Source organism: Pseudoduganella sp. UC29_106, from assembly GCF_044055365.1.
In the GTDB taxonomy this organism is placed as follows: domain Bacteria; phylum Pseudomonadota; class Gammaproteobacteria; order Burkholderiales; family Burkholderiaceae_D; genus Rugamonas.
Genome location: NZ_CP171977.1, coordinates 1,577,501 through 1,596,856 on the forward strand (window position 1 = coordinate 1,577,501; position 19,356 = coordinate 1,596,856).

Sequence of the window (19,356 nt, forward strand, 5' to 3'; positions counted from 1 at the left end):
GGACCTGGCCCGTCACCAGCCGGACATCGACAAGATCGTCAAGGAAATTTCCCCGCAGCGCATCGAAGCCATCATCCGCAAGCTGGTCAGCTTCAAGACGCGCCATACCATGTCCGAAACGGAATCCGATACCGTGGGCATTGGCGCGGCGCGCCGCTGGATCAAGGCGGAGATGGAGAAGTGCGGCGCGGGCACGCTGCAGGTTGCATTCGACAGCCATATCGCGCCCGTGTCCGCGCGCATCAGCCGCCCCACCGAAATCGTGAACGTCGTCGCTACGCTGCCCGGCGCGCAGGCCGAATCTCGCGACCGCATGTACGTGGTCAGCGGCCACTATGACTCGCGCAACTCCGATGTGATGGACGCCAAGGGCGATGCACCCGGTGCCAACGACGATGCCTCCGGCACGGCAGCCGTGATGGAAATGGCCTGCGTGATGTCGAAATATAGTTCGACGCCACCATCGTCTTCATGACCGTGGCCGCCGAAGAGCAGGGCCTGCTGGGCGCCGCCCACTGGGCCGAACAGGCGAAGCAGAAGAACCTGAACATCGCCGGCATGTTCACCAACGATATCATTGGCAGCTCGCGCTCGGACACCGGCAAGGTGGACGACAAGCAGGTGCGCCTGTTCGCCGAAGGCGTGCCGGCTGCGAAGGAAATGAGCGAGGCCGTGCGCAACCTCGTGACCACCGGCGGCGAGAACGACTCCATCAGCCGCCAGCTCGCGCGCCACGTGAAAGAGCAGGGCGAGCGTTATGTGCCGGGCTTCAAGGTCAGCGTGATCCAGCGCCGCGACCGTTACCTGCGCGGCGGCGACCACATGCCCTTCCTGGAGCGCGGCTTTGCGGCCCTGCGCTTCACCGAGCCGGCCGAGGACTTCTCGCACCAGCACCAGAACCTGCGCACTGAGAACGGCAAGGTGTACGGCGACCTGCCCGAGTACAACGACTACAACTACATCGCCCAAGTCGCGCGCGTGAACGCCGCTGCGCTGGCCACGCTGGCCAACGCGCCAGCGGCGCCGCAGCAGGTCAAACTGCGCACGGCGCAACTGGAGAACGACTCCACGTTGGTGTGGGCAGCCAACCGCGAACCCGATGTCGCCGGCTACCGCGTCGTCTGGCGCGACACCACGGCTGCCGACTGGCAGGGCAGCCAGTTCGTGGGCAATGTGACGGAAGCGAAGATCCCGCTGTCCAAGGACAATGTCTTCTTCGGCGTGCAGGCAGTCGACAAGGACGGCAACGCCAGTCCCGCCACCTACCCGTCGCCGCAGCGCTGATCCCGTTCAAGGCGCGCTTATCCTCGCGGGGCGGCGTTCATCGCAAGCCGCCCCGCTGGCGCCTGGCATGGTGCAAAGTTGCCATGACAATTTTGTCATGCCATGAGAGACTAATGCGATGAAACCTCACTTTGTGCTGCTGGCGGCCCTCGGCGCCGCATCCCTGCTGGCCTTTGCCCAACCGACCGCGAAACTCGGCGAGCCATGGATTATTTCCGGCGCTGCGCCGGACCACTATGAAATCGGCGTGGACAGCGAAGGCTACACGCGCGGCAGCAATGCGAAATACCTGCGCGCCAAGTCGGAGTCCGAGGAAGGCTGGGCCTCGCTGATGCAGCAGTTTTCCGCCAACGACTATCGCGGCAAGCGCGTGCGCTTTCACGCCATGGTGCGCACACGCGATATCGGCAAGTGGGCGGGCTTGTGGATGCGCGTCGATCGTCCTGGCCCGGAGATATCGGCCTTCTACAACAGCCATGACAAACCGATCAAGGGCACGACGGGCTGGCAGGAACGCAGCGTCGTGCTCGATGTGGCGCCGGACGCCAGCATCATTTCCTTTGGCGTGATTGGCGCCGGCAAGGGCACGGTGTTGATCGATGACCTGAAGATCGAAGTGGTCGGCAAGGACGTCCCAACGAACAGCATGCCATCCAGCCCGCAGGCCCTGGCCAGCAAGCCGAACCTGTGAGCGCAGCGGCTGATCATCACGGCCCCTATGCGGCGCTGCGCCAACTGACGGCATTCACCCTGCGTCAGGCGGCGCTCAGCGCCGTGTTTCTGCTGCTGCTTGCTGTGACAGGCTTTTCCCGGCAGGAATACGCGTGGCTGGCGCTGTTTGCCGCGCTGCTCACGCAATGCGGCGTCAGCCTGGCGTGCCTGCGCCTGCTGGGGCTTGTGCTGCCACGCGATGCCTCCTGGTCGTGGTGCTGGACCGCGTTGCCGCTCGTGCTGATGGTTGGCGCATGCCTGGCGGAGCTGCTGTATAGCCACCTCACGCTGCCATGGCTGCTGCCCGCACTGTCGGCGTCCCAGTTGCTTGTTGCCACGCTGTGCTTCGGCGCCGCCGTGATCGCGCTGCCCTTGCTGAACGCGCGCCGCCAGGCCAACGCGCTGCAGCTGGCGGACTTGCGGCAGGCAGCATTGTCGGCCGAGCTCAAATCGCTGCAAGCCCAGGTCGAGCCGCACTTCCTGTACAACACGCTGGCCAACACGCGCTACCTCATGCGCCATGAGCCGGACAAGGCTGTCGCCATGCTGGACCATCTCATAGCCTACCTGCGTACTGCCTTGCCGGACATGCGCGCGGCCATGTCGACTGCCGGCCGCGAACTCGAGCTGGCCAGCCACTATCTCTCTCTGATGGCGATCCGCTATGGCGACCGCCTGAGCACCAGCATCGACTGCCCGGCAGCGCTGCGCGATGCAGCAATGCCGCCGTTGATGCTGATGTCGCTGGTGGAGAACGCGGTCCAGCATGGACTGGAACCCAAGCCCGGCGCGGTGCACATTGCGGTGCAGGTCCGGGAAGAACAGGGCAGCCTCCACGTGCTCGTGTCGGACACCGGCGCAGGACCCGGCGTCGCAGTGCTGGGCAGCGGCGTCGGCTTGCGCAATGTGCGCGAGCGCTTGCAAGCCCTTTATGGCGAAGGGGCCGCGTTCACGCTGCGCGCAGGCGAGGGTGCGACCGAAGCGCTGCTGCAGCTGCCCCTGCAGCGGGAGACCACATGACTACACGCATCCTGATTGCCGACGATGAACCGCTGCTGCGCGCTGAACTGGCGGACCAGTTGCGCCAGCTATGGCCCGAGGCTGCGCTGCATGAAGCGGAGGATGGCTATTCCGCGCTGCGCATGGTGCGCGAACTGGCGCCCGACATTGCCTTTCTCGACATCCGCATGCCCGGCCTGAGCGGACTGGAAATTGCCGCGGCCTTCAGTGCCCGCGTGCATGTGGTCTTCGTCACCGCCTACAGCGAGCACGCCGTGGAAGCCTTCGATCAGGGTGCGGTCGACTACGTGCTGAAGCCCATCGATCCGGCACGGTTCGCGCGCACCGTTGCGCGTGTACGTGAACGGCAGGCATTGCCACCGGCCGATCTGGGCCGGCTGATGGATCGCCTGGAGCGTCCGGCGGGCGCACCGTCATGGATACAGGCTTCTGTCGGCCAGACCGTGCACTTCATCGACCTGGCGGACATCCTCTACTTCACCGCCGAGGACAAATACACGCGCGTGGTGACGGACACGCTGGAAGCCCATATCCGCACGCCGCTGAAAGACCTGGCGGAATCGCTGGAAAGCGCGGGGTTCTGGCAAGTGCACCGCAGCCACGTGGTCGCCGTCAAGCGCATTGCAGCCGCAGTGCGGGACGGAGATGGCGCGATGTGGCTGACTTTGCGCCAACACGCCGCGCGCCTGCCCGTCAGCCAGCGTTACCAGTACCGTTTCAAGGCAATGTAAAACTCAGACCTTGCGCGGCAGGTTGGCGAGGAAGGCGTGGATCTGGGACACCACGTTCGCGCCTTCGCCCACACCTGCCGCCACGCGCTTGGTGGAACCGGCGCGCACGTCGCCGATGGCGAACACGCCGGGCACGCTGGTTTCCAGCGAAGCGCGCACCGGCATATTCTTCGGATAGACGCCGTTCTCGAAGTTGGCGCGGCACTGGGCCTTGGCCACGTCGAAGCCGGTGCGGATGAAGCCCTGTCCGTCCACGTCCACGCCACAGTCTTCCAGCCAGGCCGTGTTCGGGTCGGCGCCGATGAAGAGGAACATGCGGCACACGTCGCAGTTCTCTTCCTGGCCGGTCTGGTTGTTACGGAACAGGACCTGCTTCAGGCCTTCCTCATCGCCTTCCAGCGCCACCACTTCCGTGTGCGTGTGCAGTTCGATGTTCGGCGTGGACTTGATGCGGTCGATCAGGTAGGTGGACATGGTCGCTTTCAGGCCGTCGCCGCGGATCACCATGTGCACCCTTTTCGCGAAGCCGGACAGGAATACGGCCGCCTGGCCGGCGGAGTTGCCGCCGCCAACCAGCACGATTTCCTCCGACGCGCACAGGCGCGCCTCGATCGGCGAAGCCCAGTAATAGATGCCCTTGCCCTCGAACTGCTTGATGTTGGCCAGCGGCGGACGGCGGTAGCGCGCGCCGCAGGACAGTACGACGGTCTTCGCCTTGATGCGCTGGCCTTCGGCCGTTTCGACCTGCAGGGGATAGGTGTCGCAGATCATGCGCGCGGCCGGGGCGGGGATGGCGATTTCCACACCGAACTTCTGCGCCTGCACGTAAGCCCGGCCTGCCAGCGCGCCGCCCGAAATGCCGGTCGGGAAGCCGAGGTAATTTTCGATACGCGCGCTGGCTGCTGCCTGGCCGCCGTAAGCGCGCTGCTCCAGCGCCAGCACGGACAAGCCTTCCGAACCCGCATACACAGCGGTCGCCAGACCCGCGGGGCCGGCGCCCACAACGACCACGTCCCAAATCTTCTCGCAATCGAGATCCGGCAGCATGCCGAGGCAGCGGCCGATTTCAGCGAGGGTCGGGTTTTTCTTCACGGCGCCGTCCGGGCAGACGACCAGCGGCCAGTCGTCATCGGTCGGCTGATAGTATTCGCATAGCGCGCGCGCCTGCTCATCGTCCTTCGGATCGAGCACGCGGTAGGGATGGGCATTGCTGTTCAGGAAAGCGCGCAGGTGGAACAGGGCGCCGTTGCCGGGCGGGGACACCAGCAGCAAGCCGCCGCCTTCCGATTCCAGCAGGCCTACGCGGCGCAGGATCAGCGCACGCACGATGCGCTCACCCAGTTCCGCTTCCGCAATCACCAGCGCACGCAGGTTCTCCGGCGAGATCACGAGCGCTTCCACGTCCGTGCTGGCAAAAGCATTGACCAGGGAAGGGCGGCCCGCCAGCTGCGACACTTCGCCCGTGAATTCGCCCGGACCGTGTTCGGTCATGTGCGAGGAATTGCCCAGGCCATCGTAGCGGGCGATCTCGATCGTGCCGGACAGCGTGACGATCAGGCCGAATGTGCTGTGGCCCGCTTCCAGGATGCGCACACCGCGCGGATAGGTGCGCTGCGTGCCGAAGCGCTGGATGCGTTTGAGTTCAACTTCGTTGAGCACAGGATTGACCTGGTGCATTCGGGTGGCCAGTACTGCCGGCATCGCAGGCACTTGCTCGTCTTTATTGGACTCGGGTTCGAATTCGGGGGCATTCATGTTGCGGATCTCCTGTGATACCGCCAGTGTAAACTAATTGAATAACCTTGCCTGAAATTCACATATGCATATACGTTCCCTGGCAGCCTCCGAGCTGGACGCCTTCCTCCGCTATCTCAACGAGCACTTGCTGGGCAACGGCCACGATGGCGCGCCGCTGTTCCAGCCCATGCCGCGCGGCCAGGGCTTCCCGCCGGAGAAGGGGGCGGCTTTCCGCAATGGCGCGGCGGCCGCGCTGGGGCAGCCGGGCTGGCGCCGTGTGTGGGTGGCGGAAAGCGACTCCGGCATCATGGGCCACATCGACCTGCGCTCGCGCCCCGAGCCGGGAACGGCGCACCGCGCCTTGCTGGGCATGGGCGTGCAGCGCGAGGTACGCCGCGCCGGTGTTGGCATGGCCCTGCTGGATGCGGCCATCGCCTGGGCCACGGAGCAGGGCCTGGAATGGATCGACCTGGAAGTATTGAGCGCGAATGCGCCGGCCGTGGCGCTGTACCGCAAGCGCGGTTTCGTGCAGACCGGCGAGATCCCGGACATGTTCCGCATCGACGGTGAAAGCCTCGCCTATACCTATATGAGCCTTGCGCTCCAAGCGGCGCCGCGCCAGCCGGTTTAAAATGGCTGTTTTGGTCAACGCATTTGGAATCCGATGGCTTACAAGACAATCGCCGACACGATCGGTAATACACCGCTGGTGCAACTGGTGCGCATCCCCGGCGCGGAAGCTGCCGCGCGCGGCAACATCATCCTGGGCAAGCTGGAAGGCGACAATCCCGCCGGTTCGGTGAAGGATAGGGCAGCGATGTCCATGCTGCGCCGCGCCGAAGAACGCGGCGACATCAAGCCGGGCGATACCCTGATTGAAGCCACCAGCGGCAATACCGGCATCGCGCTGGCGATGGCGGCCGCGATCCGCGGCTACAAGATGCTGCTGCTGATGCCCGAGAACCTGAGCGAGGAACGGCGCCAGAGCATGGCAGCCTACGGCGCGCAAATCATCCTGACCCCGAAAACCGGCGGCATGGAATACGCGCGCGACCTGGCGGAGCAGATGCAGAAGGATGGCAAGGGTATCATCCTCGACCAGTTCGCGAACGGCGATAACCCGCGCGCCCACTACGAGGCTACGGGTCCTGAAATCTGGCGCGATACGGAAGGCCGCGTCACCCACTTCGTGAGCGCCATGGGCACCACGGGCACGATCATGGGCGTTTCCCAGTTCCTCAAGGAGAAGAACGAGAACGTGCGCATCATCGGCGCCCAGCCGGAAGAGGGTTCTTCGATCCCCGGCATCCGCAAATGGCCGGAAGCCTACCTGCCGAAGATCTTCGACAAGGCGCGTGTGGACCAGATTGAATACGTGTCGCAGGCTGCGGCGGAGCGCATGGCGCGCCGCATGGCTGCGGAGGAAGGCATCTTCTGCGGGATTTCGGCAGCAGGCGCCTGTGAGATTGCACTGCGTATTTCGCAGACCGTGGAAAACGCAACGATCGTGTTCATCGTGTGCGACCGCGGTGACCGCTATCTTTCGACCGGGGTGTTCCCGGCCTGAGAAAAGTCGTTCCCTCTCCCCTCGGGAGGGGAGGGAGCGCTCAACTCCGGAGCAGCTGGATCAGCCTTTCGACGGGCTTTCGCCTTCTTTAGGCTTGAACTGCTTGTCGCTGATGCGGAACTTGTTGCGGCGGTCGCCCATCAAGTAGCGCAGGTCGCGGATGCTCAGGTCGCTAACCTCGTGCATGCGGATCAGCAGGGATGCGCCCACCGGCAGGCGGTGGTGACGAATCTTGCTGATCACTGGCGGGGCCACTTCCAGGGCGCGCGACAGGGCTGCGTCATTCTTCAGACGCAGGTTTTCGATCAGGGTGTCCAGCAGACGATTTGGGTTGTACTGCAGCAGATCATCGCCTTCCGACTCGCTGTTCATATCAATGCCGACTTGGTTGGTCATGTTGTCTGTTCCTTCTGTAAAGTTGTCCTGCAAAGTGAAACACTCGGAGCTCGATCTTGCTGCGTTAATGTTCTTCCTTCACTAAGGAACGAAATCACACACTGACGGATTCCGGGATAACAAGTTTCATAATATATACACAATTGTACAACAGTAGGCTTTGGCAGTACTTATTAGCAACAAAAAATATAAAAATGCTCTCGCCCGCCGTTGTCGTGTTGCAACATTGTGAGAGAATTCTACCCCATTTTTTGTGCTAGGGTAATGCTGGAGCATGTCTATCGTGCAAGCTTAAGTATACCTTCAGGTTACAAAAGTTGCTGCACAATACAAGGGCGTATATCTGCACAATATATGCTGCTTAGCAACTTTTTCAACCGCGTTTTACGCTTGCTTACAAACTCTCGCCCCGTGACAGGCGCACGGCGCGCCCGAGTTCTACCACCGACATCGCGTAGAAATAGCTGCGGTTGTATTGTGTGATTGTGTAGAAATTGTTACTACCCACCCAGTATTCCGTCGGCTCCGAGCCGTTTTGCAAATCCACCAAGCCATAGAGCATGCCTGGCGGCAATGAGGAAGTGGTGGCAACACCGGCCGCAATCAAGTCTTCGGCGCGGAATTTCGCTTCAAGTCCCTGATTGATATAGGGTTCCCAGGCGCGGGCGGGGGAGACGGTGGCCGCGTACACCAGAGGACCCGAGTCCTCGCGGCGCCAGCCGTGACCGACCAGGAAGGCAGCCACGCTGCCGATCGCGTCGGCAGCGGAATTGCGCAAGTCGATCTTGCCGTCGCCATCAAAGTCGACGGCAAACTTGGCAATATTGCCTGGCATGAATTGCACCATGCCAACGGCACCGGCGAAGGAGCCGGTCAATGCAAATGGATCGGTGCCGGTCTGGCGAGCGTACAGCAGGGTCTGCTCCAGCTCGCTGCGGAAGAAGGCCATGCGCGACTCGCGGTTGGGCGCTTCCGGATAGGAGAAGGCAAGCGTGGCCAGCACATCCATCACGCGGAACTTGCCCATGTCCCGCCCATAAATCGTCTCCACGCCGATGATACCGACAATTACTTCGGCCGGAACGCCGTACAGCGCTTCGGCGCGCGCCAGCGTGTCACGGTTTTCGTTCCAGAAATTCACGCCCGCGTTGATGCGGATGGGCTCGATAAAGCGACTGCTGTAGGCCTGCCAGTTCTTTGGTTTGCCCGGCGGTGCAGGTTTCACCAGTTGCACGGCGGATTCGATATAGCGCACCTGCAGGAACAGGTTCTCCAGTTCGCTGCGCTGGTAGCCATGCTTTTCGACCATTTCGTCGAAGAATTGCTGTACTTCCTTCCACTGGCCGAAGTTGACGAACTCGCCCGTGTAATCGATGGCGGGCTTTTTCGGAGGGATCGGATTTTTCGCCTTCTTGGCCGGCTTGCGCGCTGCAGCATGGCTTACGGTCGCGGCGTGGGAATCCGTGGCCGGCAGGGCAGCGGCGCCAGCCCCCATCACGGCTGCCAGCAACAGGGCGCCGAGCTGGCGGGGGCGGTATTGCGATTTCAGTTTCATTGCGATTGCTTCAACAATTTCGCCAGCCGCTTGACTGACTGTGTTCTTTCGTCGGTCCGCGGCACGCCGTACTTGAGCGCGCCGTAGAGTTCCAGGAATTCGGTCATGGCAGCTCGCTTTTCCCCCGGCAGTTCCAGCGCCTGCAACCGTCGGGACAGAGTCATCGGTCCCTCGTCCGGCGCCCGTTGCACGCCGCGCCGCGCCAGTGCTTCGCAGAAGGCGCGGAAGGCGGCCTCGACCGGGTCCGTCGAGCGCACTTGCTGGCGCCAGCGCACCAGTCCGATGAGTGCGGCGATCAGGGCCAGGCCGGCCAGCGTGCGCCAGGTGGCGAATGCATCAGCTAGTTCCTTGAGGAAATTTTGCTGCCTGTCTGGATTGTAATCCAGGACCCATTGATTCCAAGCATTATTCATCGCACTGACGTTAAAACGCATCTTCGACAGCCACGAATCCTTGTCGTTCTGTAAAGCGGCCAGGCCCTCGAAACCGAACGGGGCGGACTGGGGCAGGGCGCGGGCCAGGCTCTGGCGCACCCGCTCGGGCGCAACGGCCGCCGTGGGATCGACCCGCACCCAGCCCCGTTCGCCCAGCCATACTTCGGCCCAGGCGTGGGCGTCGGACTGGCGCACCGTGTAATAGCCGTCCACCGGATTGAACTCGCCACCCTGGTAGCCGGTGATCACGCGGGCCGGCAGGCCGGCGGCGCGCATCAGGAACACGAAGGCGCTGGCATAGTGCTCGCAGAAGCCCTGGCGGGTCTGGAACAGGAATTCATCGATGCTGTCGCGGCCCAGCAGCGGCGGCTCCAGCGTGTACTCGAACTTCTCCTTGCGGAACAGCGTCAGCACGGCGCGCACGGCCGCTTCCGGCGAGTCATGGCCGGCCAGCGCGCGGCCCAGTTCCAGCGCGCGCGGGTTATAGCCGCCCGGCAGCAGCAGCCAGCGCCGCAGCTGCTCGCGCTCCAGGGCGGGCTCCATGGTGTAGCTGGGGTGGGCGCTGGAGACGTAGCGCACGCGCTTGGCGACGGGAGTAAAGGCAAGGGATTCGAATTCGTCGGTGCGGCCTGCACGCAAGTCGCCCAGCATCACGCGGGTGTCGCTGTACTCGAGCGTAAACAGGAAGCGCTTGTTGCTGGGCTCCATGGTCACTTCGTAGCGGTAGGCGTTGCCGCGCGTTTGCACATGCTCGCTGTCCATCGGGCGCAGCAGACGCCCGCCGCGCGTCCAGGTACGGCCATCGTAGTTGCTGAGGACAACGCCGCGCCAGTACAGCTTGTCCTGCGTCGGTGCGCCCTCGGTGAAGAGTACGCGGAAGGCGATTTCGTCGGACAGCGCCAGGGCGGACATGGAGCCCGGCGCCATCGTGTCCGAAATGCCGGTGCGGCCGCCGTGGGCGTCGCCGGGCATGCCCCACAGCGGACCCTGGATGCGTGGGAAGGCCACGAACAGCAGCAGGCCAAGCGGGGCGGCCATCAGGAACATCTTGCCGGACGTCTTCAGCCGCGTCGCCAGCGGCGGCACCTTGCCCGTGTACTGGAAGGTCAGCTGGGCGGTGAGCAGCACGACCAGGGTCGCCATCATCGTCAGCGCCGTGAGAATGCTCTGCGAGTAGAAGAAATTCGTCAGCAGCAGGAAGAAACTGAGGAAGGTGACCACGTACAGGTCGCGCCGCGCATGCATTTCCAGCAGCTTGAAGGCGAGCAGCAGCGCCAGCATGGCGACGCCGGGATCGCGTCCCAGCAGGGTGCGGTAGGAATACAGCACGCCGGCCATGGCGGCGATCGAGATCGGCAGCAGCAGCCACAGTGGCGGCATGCGCGTGCCGCGCAGCGTGATCACGGCGCGCCAGGCCAGCGTGAGCAGCACGGTGGCGCAGGTCCACAGCGGCAGGTGGTTGAAATGGGGCGCGATCACCAGCAGGGAAGACAGCAGGAGCAGCAGGGTATCGGCCTTGTCGCGCGTCAGGCGCTGGGCCGCCACGCGCCAGGAGGAGCCTGCGTCGCGCGCCATGCCGGCGCGGCTCGCGCCCCGGGTGGCGCCGCGCCTTTCCTTCACGCCCGGCGGCGGGCCGTTCATGTGAAAGCCTCCTGCCCGTACAGGGCCAGCGCGCGCAGGCAGGCTGCCTGGTGGGCGTCGCCGTTGGCAGGCGGGTAGTAGTGCTGGGCGATGCGGAAGGAATAGGGCAGGGCGCGCCGTTCGGCCTCCAGCACCCAGGCCGCCATGCGCGACAGGCGCAGCTCCACGTCCAGCTGGTGCGGCAGCTGGCTGAAGTCCAGCCCCAGTTCGGCCACGGCGCCGCCTTCGAACTGCTTGGTCAGCAGGTTGCCGCCCAGTGCGGGATCGACACGCGCAATCTGGCGCCAGGCCAGGTGGCGGATCGGGTCGCCGGGCTGGTAGCTGCGCACGCCGCTGAAATTATCCAGGCCCACGGTGCCGTAGCCGTCTTCGCTGGCGGCGCCGCGCGTGGGCAGGGGCGGCGGATTCGGCCTCGGGCTGGGGATAGACCAGGATCCGGATGTCCGGCTGCCAGTAGCTCCAGGCATTGAACAGACCAAGGGGAAAGCGGGTGGAGAGGCGCACGCGCGGCGCCTTCAGCCAGCCCCGCTCGCGCGCGGACAGGGCCAGCACGGCCACGCCGCTGCCGCGCGCCGGCACGTCCACCACATGGCGCGGTTCTCCGTCCTGCTGGAAGCCGAGCCAGATCGCATAGCGGTCGCGCGTGGTGGGGTTCAGCAGGTGCAGCTCGAACTGGGCTTCGCTGCCGGCGAACACGGACTGGGCGCGGCCCGGGCGCAGGCGCAGCAGGCCGAGGTTCTTGGCGGTCAGGTACATGTCCGCCACGGCGCAGGCGCCGGTAAAGAAGGTCAGTGCAAAGCCCAGGCCCAGGGTGTAGTTGATGGAGCCGATCAGCATCACCAGCAGCAGGCCGACGAACGCCAGGCCGGCGCGCGTGGGCAGGATGAACACGCGCCGCATCGACAGCACGATTTCACCGGGCTCGCTGTCCTTCAGCTGGAACAGCCAGCGGTCGGTGAGAGTCCTGACGGCGGCGAACATGGGGCTCAGACCGGAACGGATTTCTGCAGCTGCAGCACCAGGTCACGGCTGGCGAGCGCCACGCCGTGCGCGGACTTCACGGGCCGCAGCCGGTGCGCACAGACGGGAATCAGCATGGCTTGCACGTCCTCCGGCATCACGTGGTTGCGGCCTTCCAGCGCCGCCCAGGCGCGCGCGGCCTGCAGCAGGGCCAGTGCCGCGCGCGGACTCAGGCCCTCGGCAAAGGAACCGTTCTGGCGCGAAGCCTGGGCCAGCGCCTGCACGTAGTCGATCAGCGCGGAGGAGGCATGGATCTGGCGCAGGCCCTGCTGCGCTTCCGCCAGTTCGGCCGGCGTCATCGCCGGGCGCATCTCTTTCAGCATGGCGCGGCGGTCCTCGCCCATCAACAGTGCGCGCTCGGCCTGGGCATCGGGGTAGCCTAAGGAGAGGCACATCAGGAAGCGGTCCAGCTGCGATTCGGGCAGGGGGAAGGTGCCGATCTGGTGGGTCGGGTTCTGGGTGGCGATAACGAAGAAAGGCACCGGCAGGGTACGGGTCACGCCGTCCGCCGAGACCTGGCGCTCCTCCATCGCTTCCAGCAGGCCGGACTGGGTCTTGGGCGTGGCGCGGTTGATTTCGTCGGCCAGCAGGACCTGGGTGAAGATCGGGCCAGGGTGGAACACGAAGCCGTTTTTCTCGCGCTCGTAGATCGAGATGCCTGCCACATCGGCCGGCAGCAGGTCGCTGGTGAACTGGATGCGGTTGAATTGCAGGCCTAGGGACTGGGCCAGCGCATGGGAAAGCGTGGTCTTGCCGACACCGGGCACGTCTTCCAGCAGCAGGTGGCCGCCCGCCAGCAGGCAGGTCAGGGCCTGCCGCACTTGCAAGTCCTTGCCAACGATGATCTGGCTGACCTGGCGCGCGACGGCGTGCAATTTTGTGTACATGAGATTATCCTGTTGTTATATTTGCCCTTGCCGGCGATTTTATGCGAGAAATTGGGGACACGCAGTAGTACTGAACAGAAAACCATGAGCACAGCCATCTACAGCCATCCCGATTGCCGCCGCCACGAAATGGGCGAGTGGCATCCAGAATGCCCGGCGCGGCTGCAAGCCATCGCCGACCAGCTGATCGCTTCCAAGATCGACGACTTCATCGACCACCGCGATGCGCCGCTGGCCGATGTCTCCTCCATCGCCCGCAACCACACGGCCAATGCCATCGCCATCGTGCGCGACCATGTGCCGCAAACGAGCGGCGACTACTACCCCGATCGATCCCGACACCTCGCTGAACCAGCATAGCTGGCAGGCCGCCCTGCGCGCCGCCGGCGCCGCCGTGGCTGCAACGGATGCCGTGATCGACGGTGAGATCGACAACGCCTTCTGCGCCGTGCGCCCGCCCGGCCACCACGCCCGTCCCACCGAGCCGATGGGCTTCTGCCTGTTCAATAATGTGGCAATCGCCGTCAAGCATGCGCTGGATGCGCGCGGGATCGCGCGCGTGGCCGTGGTCGATTTCGATGTCCATCATGGCAATGGCACGGAGGAGGCGCTGCTGAATGAGCCGCGTGCGCTGATGGTGAGCTTCTTCCAGCATCCCTTCTATCCCTATACGCCGGTGCTCGAAGAGACGCCGAACCGCGTCAACGTGCCGGTCCCGGCCGGGACCAAGGGCGACGTGATCCGCCAGCTGGTGCAGGAAAAGTGGCTGCCGGCGCTGCACGCCTTCCAGCCCGAGATGATCTTCATCAGCGCCGGTTTCGATGCCCACCGCGAGGATGACCTGGGCGGCATGGGCCTGGTGGAGGCGGACTACGCCTGGATGACGCAGCAGGTGATGGAAATCGCCCGCCTGTACGCCAAGGGCCGCATCGTCAGCTGCCTGGAAGGGGGCTACAACCTGTCCGCCCTGGGCCGCAGCGTGGCGGCCCATGTGAAGGCGCTGGCGGGGATCTGAGGCCGATCTGGGTAAAATAGCCGGTTTTCCCTCAGATTCAGAAGGCAAGAGCATGTCTATTCAATGGTTCCCCGGTCATATGAACGCCGCCAAAAAGAAGGCGGCGGAGCAGATGGCGGACGTGGATGTGGTGATCGAGGTGGTGGATGCCCGCCTGCCTGCGGCCAGCTGCAACCCGCTGGTCGAGGAGCTGCGCAAGTTCCGCCAGCGCCCTTGCCTGAAGATCCTGAACAAGATCGACCTGGCCGATCCGAACGCCACGGCGGCCTGGATCAGGCACTTCGAGCAGGACAAGACCGTTACCGCCTACGCGATGACGACCAAGAAGCAGTCCGACGTGGCCCAGGTGATCGGCAAGGCGCGCAAGCTGGCGCCGCACCGCAATGAACCGACCAAGCCGCTGCGCATGATGATCATGGGGATTCCCAACGTCGGCAAGTCCACCCTGATGAACGCGCTGCTCAAGCGCCGCGTGGCCAAGGTGGGCGACGAGCCGGCCGTGACCAAGACCCAGCAGAAGATTTACCTGGACATCAATACCGCCATCATCGATACCCCCGGCCTGCTGTGGCCCAAGATCGAGATGCCGAGCGATGGCCTGGCCCTGGCGGCCAGCCACGCCATCGGCGCCAATGCGCTGATCGAGGATGAGGTGGCGGAGTGGCTGGCGGAGCTCTTGCTGGCCCGCTATCCGGAGCTGCTGGCGGCACGCTATAAGCTGAAGCCCGAGGGGATGGACGGCGTGGCCGTGGTGGAACGCGTGGCGCAACTGCGCGGCTACCGCCTGCGCGGCGGGGACTGGGACTATGAGAAGGCGTCCCATATGCTGCTGCAGGATTACCGCAGCGGGGCGCTGGGGAGGATTTCGCTGGAGACGCCTGAAACCCGAGCGGCTGCGCTGGCGGTGTTCATGGAAGAGGAGCGGGTCAAGGCCGAGAATGCGGCCGCAAAAGCGGCTGAGAAAGAGGCCGAGCGCATGAAGGGCAAGCGCGGCACTTAAAACCAGCGGCGTGAACCTGGTGTCTGCCACATCGTGGCAGACACCTGCTCCTTGCCTTGGGTTTTAACCAAGCCGGAAGCTGGTCACTGCAAGGGCGCCAAAGAAGTCATCCTCATGGTAGGGCACGGATGCAACTTCATCCTCCGCCGCACCCACCACCACCATCAACGGCAGCAAATGCTCCTCGCGCGGATGCGCGGCGCGGGCAGCGGGCGCCTTCTCCCAATCCAGCAAAGCCTGCGTGCGCTCGCCAGCCGGAAGCGCCATCGCCGCGCGCAGCCAGTCGTCAAACTGATGCGAAGCCGCCGCGCCCATGGCATTGAACGCCCGCAGATTGTGATAGCTCAGCCCCGAGCCCACGATCAGCACACCCTCGTCGCGCAAGGGCTTCAGCGCGCGGCCGACGGCCAGGTGGGTGGCTGGGTCCAGCCCGTGCTTGAGCGACAGCTGCACGATAGGCACATCCGCCTCCGGGAACACCGGATACAGGGCGCTGAACGTGCCGTGGTCGAACCCGCGCTCGGGGTCGAGTTGCGAGGCGTGTCCAGCGGCGGACAGCAAGCCTTGCACGCGCTCCGCCAGCTCGGGCGAGCCGGGCGCCGGGTACTGGATCTGGTAGGTATGCGCCGGGAAGCCGCCGTAATCGTAGATCATGGGCGGACGCGGGCTGGCCGAGATCATGAAGTCGCGGCCTTCCCAGTGCGCCGTGATCACGAGGACAGCTTTCGGCTTGCCGCCGATCTGGGCCGGGATATCTTTGAGGGAAGCATCCAGCTTGTCATAAGCGGAGCCGAATTGATCGCGCATCCAGGGCCAGGGGCCGCCGCCGTGCGAAAAGGAAGTAGGTGGGCAGTGTTTTCATGATATATCCAATATACGGCCTGCCCACCCCGGTATCAATGCACAATTTGTGAATGCTGCATTGCCTTATCCGCAGCGGACACCGTCATCAGCGCAAACAGCCGCGTAGCCCGCATCCAGGCCAGGACGAGGGCGATCAGCTGGGTGACAAGGAAAGCCACGATCAGCAGCGCGGTATTGCTGCCGGGGATATTCACGCGCAGCACGGCCAGCAGGGCGACCGCCAGCAGGCCCACCATGCTTACGCCGAGATAGATGCCCAGCACCGTAGCGGGATTCTGCCACAGCAGCTTTACGCCGCGCCACCAGGCTTTCACGGCCGAGGTGCGGCGGCGGTCGATGGCCAGTTCCGCGCGTCCCGCGTCCAGCGTGGCATGGACGAGGGCCAGCAGCAGCGCCAGCACCAGCGCTGCCGCATGCTTCCACAGGTGCGCGTCGGACTGCAGGATGGCTTGCTCGCCATGCTTGTCCGCCAGTTCGATCAGCTGGCCGCCGATGGCGCCAGCCGCCGCCAGCAGCACCACGCCCCAGACCAGCATGCGGAACATGCGCGGATACTCGGCCACGCCGCCTGCGAACAGCTCGCGGAAGCGCGCCGTGTCGTGGGCGCGCGCCGCCGTCACCGCCACGCCGGTCAGGAAGGGCGACAGCAGCAGCGTGAACACCAGCGCGGCAATGCCGCCGCCGTGGATCGCTGCGCCGTTGCGGCGCACTTCCGCCATCAGGTCGGCCAGCGTTAGCAGGTCCAGCTGCTGCGCCAGTGCGGCCGCGTGCACGGAGCGGTCGAGGCTTCCCGACAGCGTGTTCCACACGGGCAGCGCCATCAGCAGCATGGGCAGCAGCACGGCGCCCAGCCAGATCAATAAAAGGCGCCACTGCAGGGCGACGCGGCTGGCGTTCTTCAGATTGGTGGTCAGCTTCATACGGTCACGATCAGGGCAATGAGGGACTGGATAATGGCGGCGATGTCGAAGCTCCAGCGGCGCGAAGCGCTGCCATCGGATTTGATGGTCTTGCTGTCATCGAGCTTGCTCACGTCCAGCAGATGCTTGCGTTCGGGTCGATTTCGGCGGAGACGGCCTTCACCGGCTTGGTCCACTCGAACTTCTGCCAGCGCTGTTCGCCGCCCCAGCGCACGGTTTCCTTGCTGCCGTCGACAAAGGTCACGACCAGCGTCTGCGGCACATCGGCGCCGCGGCGGCGCACGATGACTTCGGTGCGGTAGGGGAAGGGACCGGTGCCATCCTTGGCGTGCGGATGGGCCTTGTCCCAATCTTCGCGGATCTTGTCTTCCTTTTCCTCCGCCTGCTTGGCGCTCAGCTTGACGCCCGGCTGCGGCAGCACTTCCTCGCTGGAGAAGCTGCTGATGCGGTCATCCACGCGCGTGGTGGCATAGACCTGCTGGGCGAACACGCGTTCCACCAGCTGGCGCTGGCCGCTTACCTCGGCCAGCGTTTCGCGCAGGTCGGCCACGCTTGGGTGGCGGAATTTCCAGCGCTTGTAATACTCCTTAAAGGCGCGTTCGAGGACTTCCTTGCCCAGCTGCTCCTCCAGGTCGTGCATGGCGGTTGCCGTGCGCGCATAGACCGGGCCGATGCCCTGCAGTCGCGTATAGGCATTTTCGCCCAGCGGGTCGGCCGGTTCCTCGCGGGGACTGCCCAGGCGCGAGAAGTCGAATACCTTGAAGCGCGGTGCGATGCCGATGGCCTTGAGGAGCGGCGTGGTGGCATCGATCCCGCGGCCGGCTGCGCGCAGCATGCGCTCGTCCCAGTACTCGTTCAAGCCTTCATCCAGCATGGGTTCTTCGAACTCGTTGCTGGCGAGGATGCCGTAGAAGTAGCCGTGGCCGAATTCGTGGATGGTCACGAAGTCCAGCTGGTACGCATCAAGGGTGCCGGGTTGCAGGCCGGCGTAGCTGTCGGCAGTGAAGAAGGTCGGGTATTCCATGCCGGCCGCTTCCCCCGCGTTATGGGGCGGGATGACGACGGTCACGGTCTTGTAAGGGTAGGGGCCGAGCGTATTGGAGAACCACGTCAGCGAATCCTTGGTGGCCTTCAGCGCCGGCGCCGCGTTGGATTCATACTCGGGCGGGAACAGCACGGTGATTTTCACCTGCGGGCTGCCGGGGCCGGACCAGGTATCGACCAGCGGCCTGGCGGTGCGCTTGTCCGCCGTCCAGGCGAAGTCGTGGACGTCGCCCTGCACGTAGTGGTGGGTCAGCTTGCCGTCCTTTTCGGCCGGCGTGCCTTGCAGCTCGCCCGTGGCGCCGATGGTGTATTCCTTCGGCGCGGTCAGCTTCACGTCGTAATTGCCGAAGTCCGCGTAGAACTCGGATTCGGCGTGGTATTCATGCGCGTTCCAGCGGACCGCCGTTGCGCCCCGTTCGCCCGGCAGTTCCAGCACGGCGATCTTGGGGAACCATTGCGCCACCAGGTGGAAGCTGCCGAAGTAGCCCGCTGCGCGCGATCACGCGCGGCAGCTGGTCGAAGAAGGCGATGTCCAGCGTGGTGCTGGCGCCGGGCGCGACGGCCTGCGGCAGGTCCAGGCGCACCACGGTCTGGTCGGTGGCGGGGCCGCCATCCGGCCGCACGAATTTCCACGACACGGCTGCGCCGTTCTGCGCCACGCTGCGCAGGTCCGTGTAGCCCCATTCGTCATCCTTGACCTGACGGATGTCGTCGCCGCGGTGGCGCATCTCCGTGAAGAAAGTGCTGTCCTTGCCCCGGAAGGCATTCAGGTAAAGGTGCAGGTAGACGCTGTGCACCGGCCGGTCGCTGCGGTTGCGCCAGGTGAGTTTTTGCTTGCCGTCGATGGTGTGCTTGACGGGATCGAGGCTGGCTTCGATTTCGTAGTTCACCACGCGGTCGGACAGCGTGGCTTCGCTGCCGCTGCGGGCTCCGCCCCAGGCATCGGGCGCGCTCGGGGTGGTGACGGCGGCGGCTTTGGCAGGCGCGAGCGGGATATCGCCGGCCGTCGCAGCCTGCGCTGGCGCGGGCGGTGCGGCCGTCTTCGCGCCTTGCGCCATCAGGGCCGATCCTGCGGCCAGCAGCGCGATCGCGGGCAGCCACTTCATGATGCTTCGCATAACTCTCCAATATCAGAATGGCAACCCATTAACTATAGCTAGGCTTATGGCATAAAAGCAAACGGTTTATAATGGCGGCGCTCTGGTGCCCGCGTCCTGCTCATGGACGCAGTTAAACGGGAAACACCGGGGCCGCGCGCGAAGCACAGCGCGGCGGCCAAGGTGTGCTGCCCCCGCAACGGTAAGCAAGCGTCGACCAGAACCTCAAATCTAGTGGCTGCCACGATGTGGCAGCCACTTGTTTTGCGGTTTGGCGGCAAGCCGGTTTTGAGACCACTGCGCTTTGGCGTAGGAAGGTGAACCGGTTCGGCTTGTAGCCCGGATACCGGCCAGGGAGGTGGAGGCGTTTGCGCCTCTGTGGATTCCGGCTGCGGGGACGCAGGCGGATACTCTTTTCAGTACTGGTTTATCC

The 19,356-nt window shown here is 64.6% G+C and carries 16 protein-coding genes, 3 pseudogenes and 1 riboswitch; of the genes and pseudogenes, 8 read left to right on the top strand and 11 right to left on the bottom strand.

Features of this window, described 5'->3' with window-relative positions; genetic code table 11:
- The first annotated feature begins 313 nt into the window (after positions 1 to 313).
- The 4 genes and pseudogenes from ACHMW6_RS08315 to ACHMW6_RS08330 all read left to right on the top strand — a co-directional run bounded on the left by ACHMW6_RS08315 (position 314) and on the right by ACHMW6_RS08330 (position 3,746).
- Positions 314 to 1,284: pseudogene (locus ACHMW6_RS08315) on the top strand (M20/M25/M40 family metallo-hydrolase).
- A 118-nt stretch (positions 1,285 to 1,402) separates the two neighbouring features.
- Positions 1,403 to 1,975, top strand: a complete 573-nt coding sequence (locus ACHMW6_RS08320; RefSeq protein ID WP_395406664.1) for a transcriptional regulator — start codon at positions 1,403 to 1,405, stop codon at positions 1,973 to 1,975.
- Positions 1,972 to 3,015: a sensor histidine kinase gene (locus tag ACHMW6_RS08325; protein WP_395406666.1), complete on the top strand. Its 1,044-nt coding sequence runs from the start codon at positions 1,972 to 1,974 to the stop codon at positions 3,013 to 3,015. Before ACHMW6_RS08320 ends, ACHMW6_RS08325 begins: the two co-directional genes overlap by 4 nt.
- Positions 3,012 to 3,746 (top strand): LytR/AlgR family response regulator transcription factor, encoded by a 735-nt coding sequence (locus tag ACHMW6_RS08330; protein ID WP_395406668.1) that lies wholly within the window; start codon positions 3,012 to 3,014, stop codon positions 3,744 to 3,746. The genes ACHMW6_RS08325 and ACHMW6_RS08330 overlap by 4 nt, the downstream gene beginning before the upstream one ends.
- Positions 3,747 to 3,749: 3 nt before the next feature.
- On the opposite strand, the gene ACHMW6_RS08335 is transcribed toward ACHMW6_RS08330, so the two are convergent.
- Positions 3,750 to 5,501, bottom strand: a complete 1,752-nt coding sequence (locus ACHMW6_RS08335) for an FAD-dependent oxidoreductase (protein WP_395406670.1) — start codon at positions 5,499 to 5,501, stop codon at positions 3,750 to 3,752.
- Positions 5,502 to 5,565: 64 nt separating this feature from the next.
- Here ACHMW6_RS08335 and ACHMW6_RS08340 point away from each other — a divergent pair, with 64 nt between their 5' ends.
- Together ACHMW6_RS08340 and cysM are read left to right on the top strand one after the other, a co-directional pair.
- Positions 5,566 to 6,114 carry a GNAT family N-acetyltransferase gene (locus tag ACHMW6_RS08340; RefSeq protein ID WP_395406672.1) on the top strand — a complete coding sequence of 183 codons (549 nt, stop codon included), beginning with the start codon at positions 5,566 to 5,568 and terminating at the stop codon, positions 6,112 to 6,114.
- 33 nt (positions 6,115 to 6,147) lie between these two features.
- The gene (gene cysM / locus ACHMW6_RS08345) at positions 6,148 to 7,050 is read left to right on the top strand and encodes a cysteine synthase CysM (RefSeq protein WP_395406674.1); all 903 of its coding nucleotides are present in this window, start codon (positions 6,148 to 6,150) and stop codon (positions 7,048 to 7,050) included.
- Positions 7,051 to 7,110: 60 nt separating this feature from the next.
- Here the strand turns inward: cysM and ACHMW6_RS08350 are convergent, their stop codons facing one another.
- From ACHMW6_RS08350 to ACHMW6_RS08375, 6 genes are all read right to left on the bottom strand, one after another.
- Entirely contained in the window at positions 7,111 to 7,446 is a 336-nt protein-coding gene (locus tag ACHMW6_RS08350; protein WP_395406676.1) for a hypothetical protein, read from the bottom strand.
- Between the two features lie 394 nt (positions 7,447 to 7,840).
- Entirely contained in the window at positions 7,841 to 9,001 is a 1,161-nt protein-coding gene (gene mltB, locus ACHMW6_RS08355) for a lytic murein transglycosylase B (protein WP_395406677.1), read from the bottom strand.
- Positions 8,998 to 11,076, bottom strand: coding sequence for a DUF3488 and DUF4129 domain-containing transglutaminase family protein (locus ACHMW6_RS08360; protein WP_395406678.1), 2,079 nt, complete (start codon positions 11,074 to 11,076; stop codon positions 8,998 to 9,000). The genes mltB and ACHMW6_RS08360 overlap by 4 nt, the downstream gene beginning before the upstream one ends.
- Positions 11,073 to 11,429, bottom strand: coding sequence for a DUF58 domain-containing protein (locus ACHMW6_RS08365; protein ID WP_395406679.1), 357 nt, complete (start codon positions 11,427 to 11,429; stop codon positions 11,073 to 11,075). The genes ACHMW6_RS08360 and ACHMW6_RS08365 overlap by 4 nt, the downstream gene beginning before the upstream one ends.
- Positions 11,416 to 12,057: a hypothetical protein gene (locus ACHMW6_RS08370; protein WP_395406680.1), complete on the bottom strand. Its 642-nt coding sequence runs from the start codon at positions 12,055 to 12,057 to the stop codon at positions 11,416 to 11,418. The genes ACHMW6_RS08365 and ACHMW6_RS08370 overlap by 14 nt, the downstream gene beginning before the upstream one ends.
- A gap of 5 nt (positions 12,058 to 12,062) precedes the next feature.
- The gene (locus ACHMW6_RS08375; RefSeq protein ID WP_395406681.1) at positions 12,063 to 12,983 is read right to left on the bottom strand and encodes an AAA family ATPase; all 921 of its coding nucleotides are present in this window, start codon (positions 12,981 to 12,983) and stop codon (positions 12,063 to 12,065) included.
- A gap of 84 nt (positions 12,984 to 13,067) precedes the next feature.
- Between ACHMW6_RS08375 and ACHMW6_RS08380 the strand changes: the two are divergent.
- Together ACHMW6_RS08380 and ylqF are read left to right on the top strand one after the other, a co-directional pair.
- A pseudogene (locus ACHMW6_RS08380) lies at positions 13,068 to 13,998 on the top strand (histone deacetylase family protein).
- A gap of 52 nt (positions 13,999 to 14,050) precedes the next feature.
- On the top strand, positions 14,051 to 14,998 hold the full coding sequence (gene ylqF / locus ACHMW6_RS08385; protein WP_395406682.1) for a ribosome biogenesis GTPase YlqF: 948 nt from the start codon (positions 14,051 to 14,053) through the stop codon (positions 14,996 to 14,998).
- A 63-nt stretch (positions 14,999 to 15,061) separates the two neighbouring features.
- On the opposite strand, the pseudogene ACHMW6_RS08390 reads toward ylqF, so the two are convergent.
- The 4 genes and pseudogenes from ACHMW6_RS08390 to ACHMW6_RS08405 all read right to left on the bottom strand — a co-directional run bounded on the left by ACHMW6_RS08390 (position 15,062) and on the right by ACHMW6_RS08405 (position 18,932).
- Positions 15,062 to 15,860, bottom strand: a pseudogene (locus tag ACHMW6_RS08390) (DODA-type extradiol aromatic ring-opening family dioxygenase).
- Positions 15,861 to 15,894: 34 nt separating this feature from the next.
- Positions 15,895 to 16,782: a hypothetical protein gene (locus ACHMW6_RS08395; RefSeq protein WP_395406683.1), complete on the bottom strand. Its 888-nt coding sequence runs from the start codon at positions 16,780 to 16,782 to the stop codon at positions 15,895 to 15,897.
- A gap of 109 nt (positions 16,783 to 16,891) precedes the next feature.
- Positions 16,892 to 18,289, bottom strand: a complete 1,398-nt coding sequence (locus ACHMW6_RS08400) for a M1 family metallopeptidase (RefSeq protein ID WP_395406684.1) — start codon at positions 18,287 to 18,289, stop codon at positions 16,892 to 16,894.
- Entirely contained in the window at positions 18,207 to 18,932 is a 726-nt protein-coding gene (locus ACHMW6_RS08405) for a hypothetical protein (RefSeq protein WP_395406685.1), read from the bottom strand. Before ACHMW6_RS08405 ends, ACHMW6_RS08400 begins: the two co-directional genes overlap by 83 nt.
- A 78-nt stretch (positions 18,933 to 19,010) precedes the next feature.
- A riboswitch (cobalamin riboswitch) is annotated at positions 19,011 to 19,293 on the top strand.
- Positions 19,294 to 19,356 lie beyond the last annotated feature (63 nt).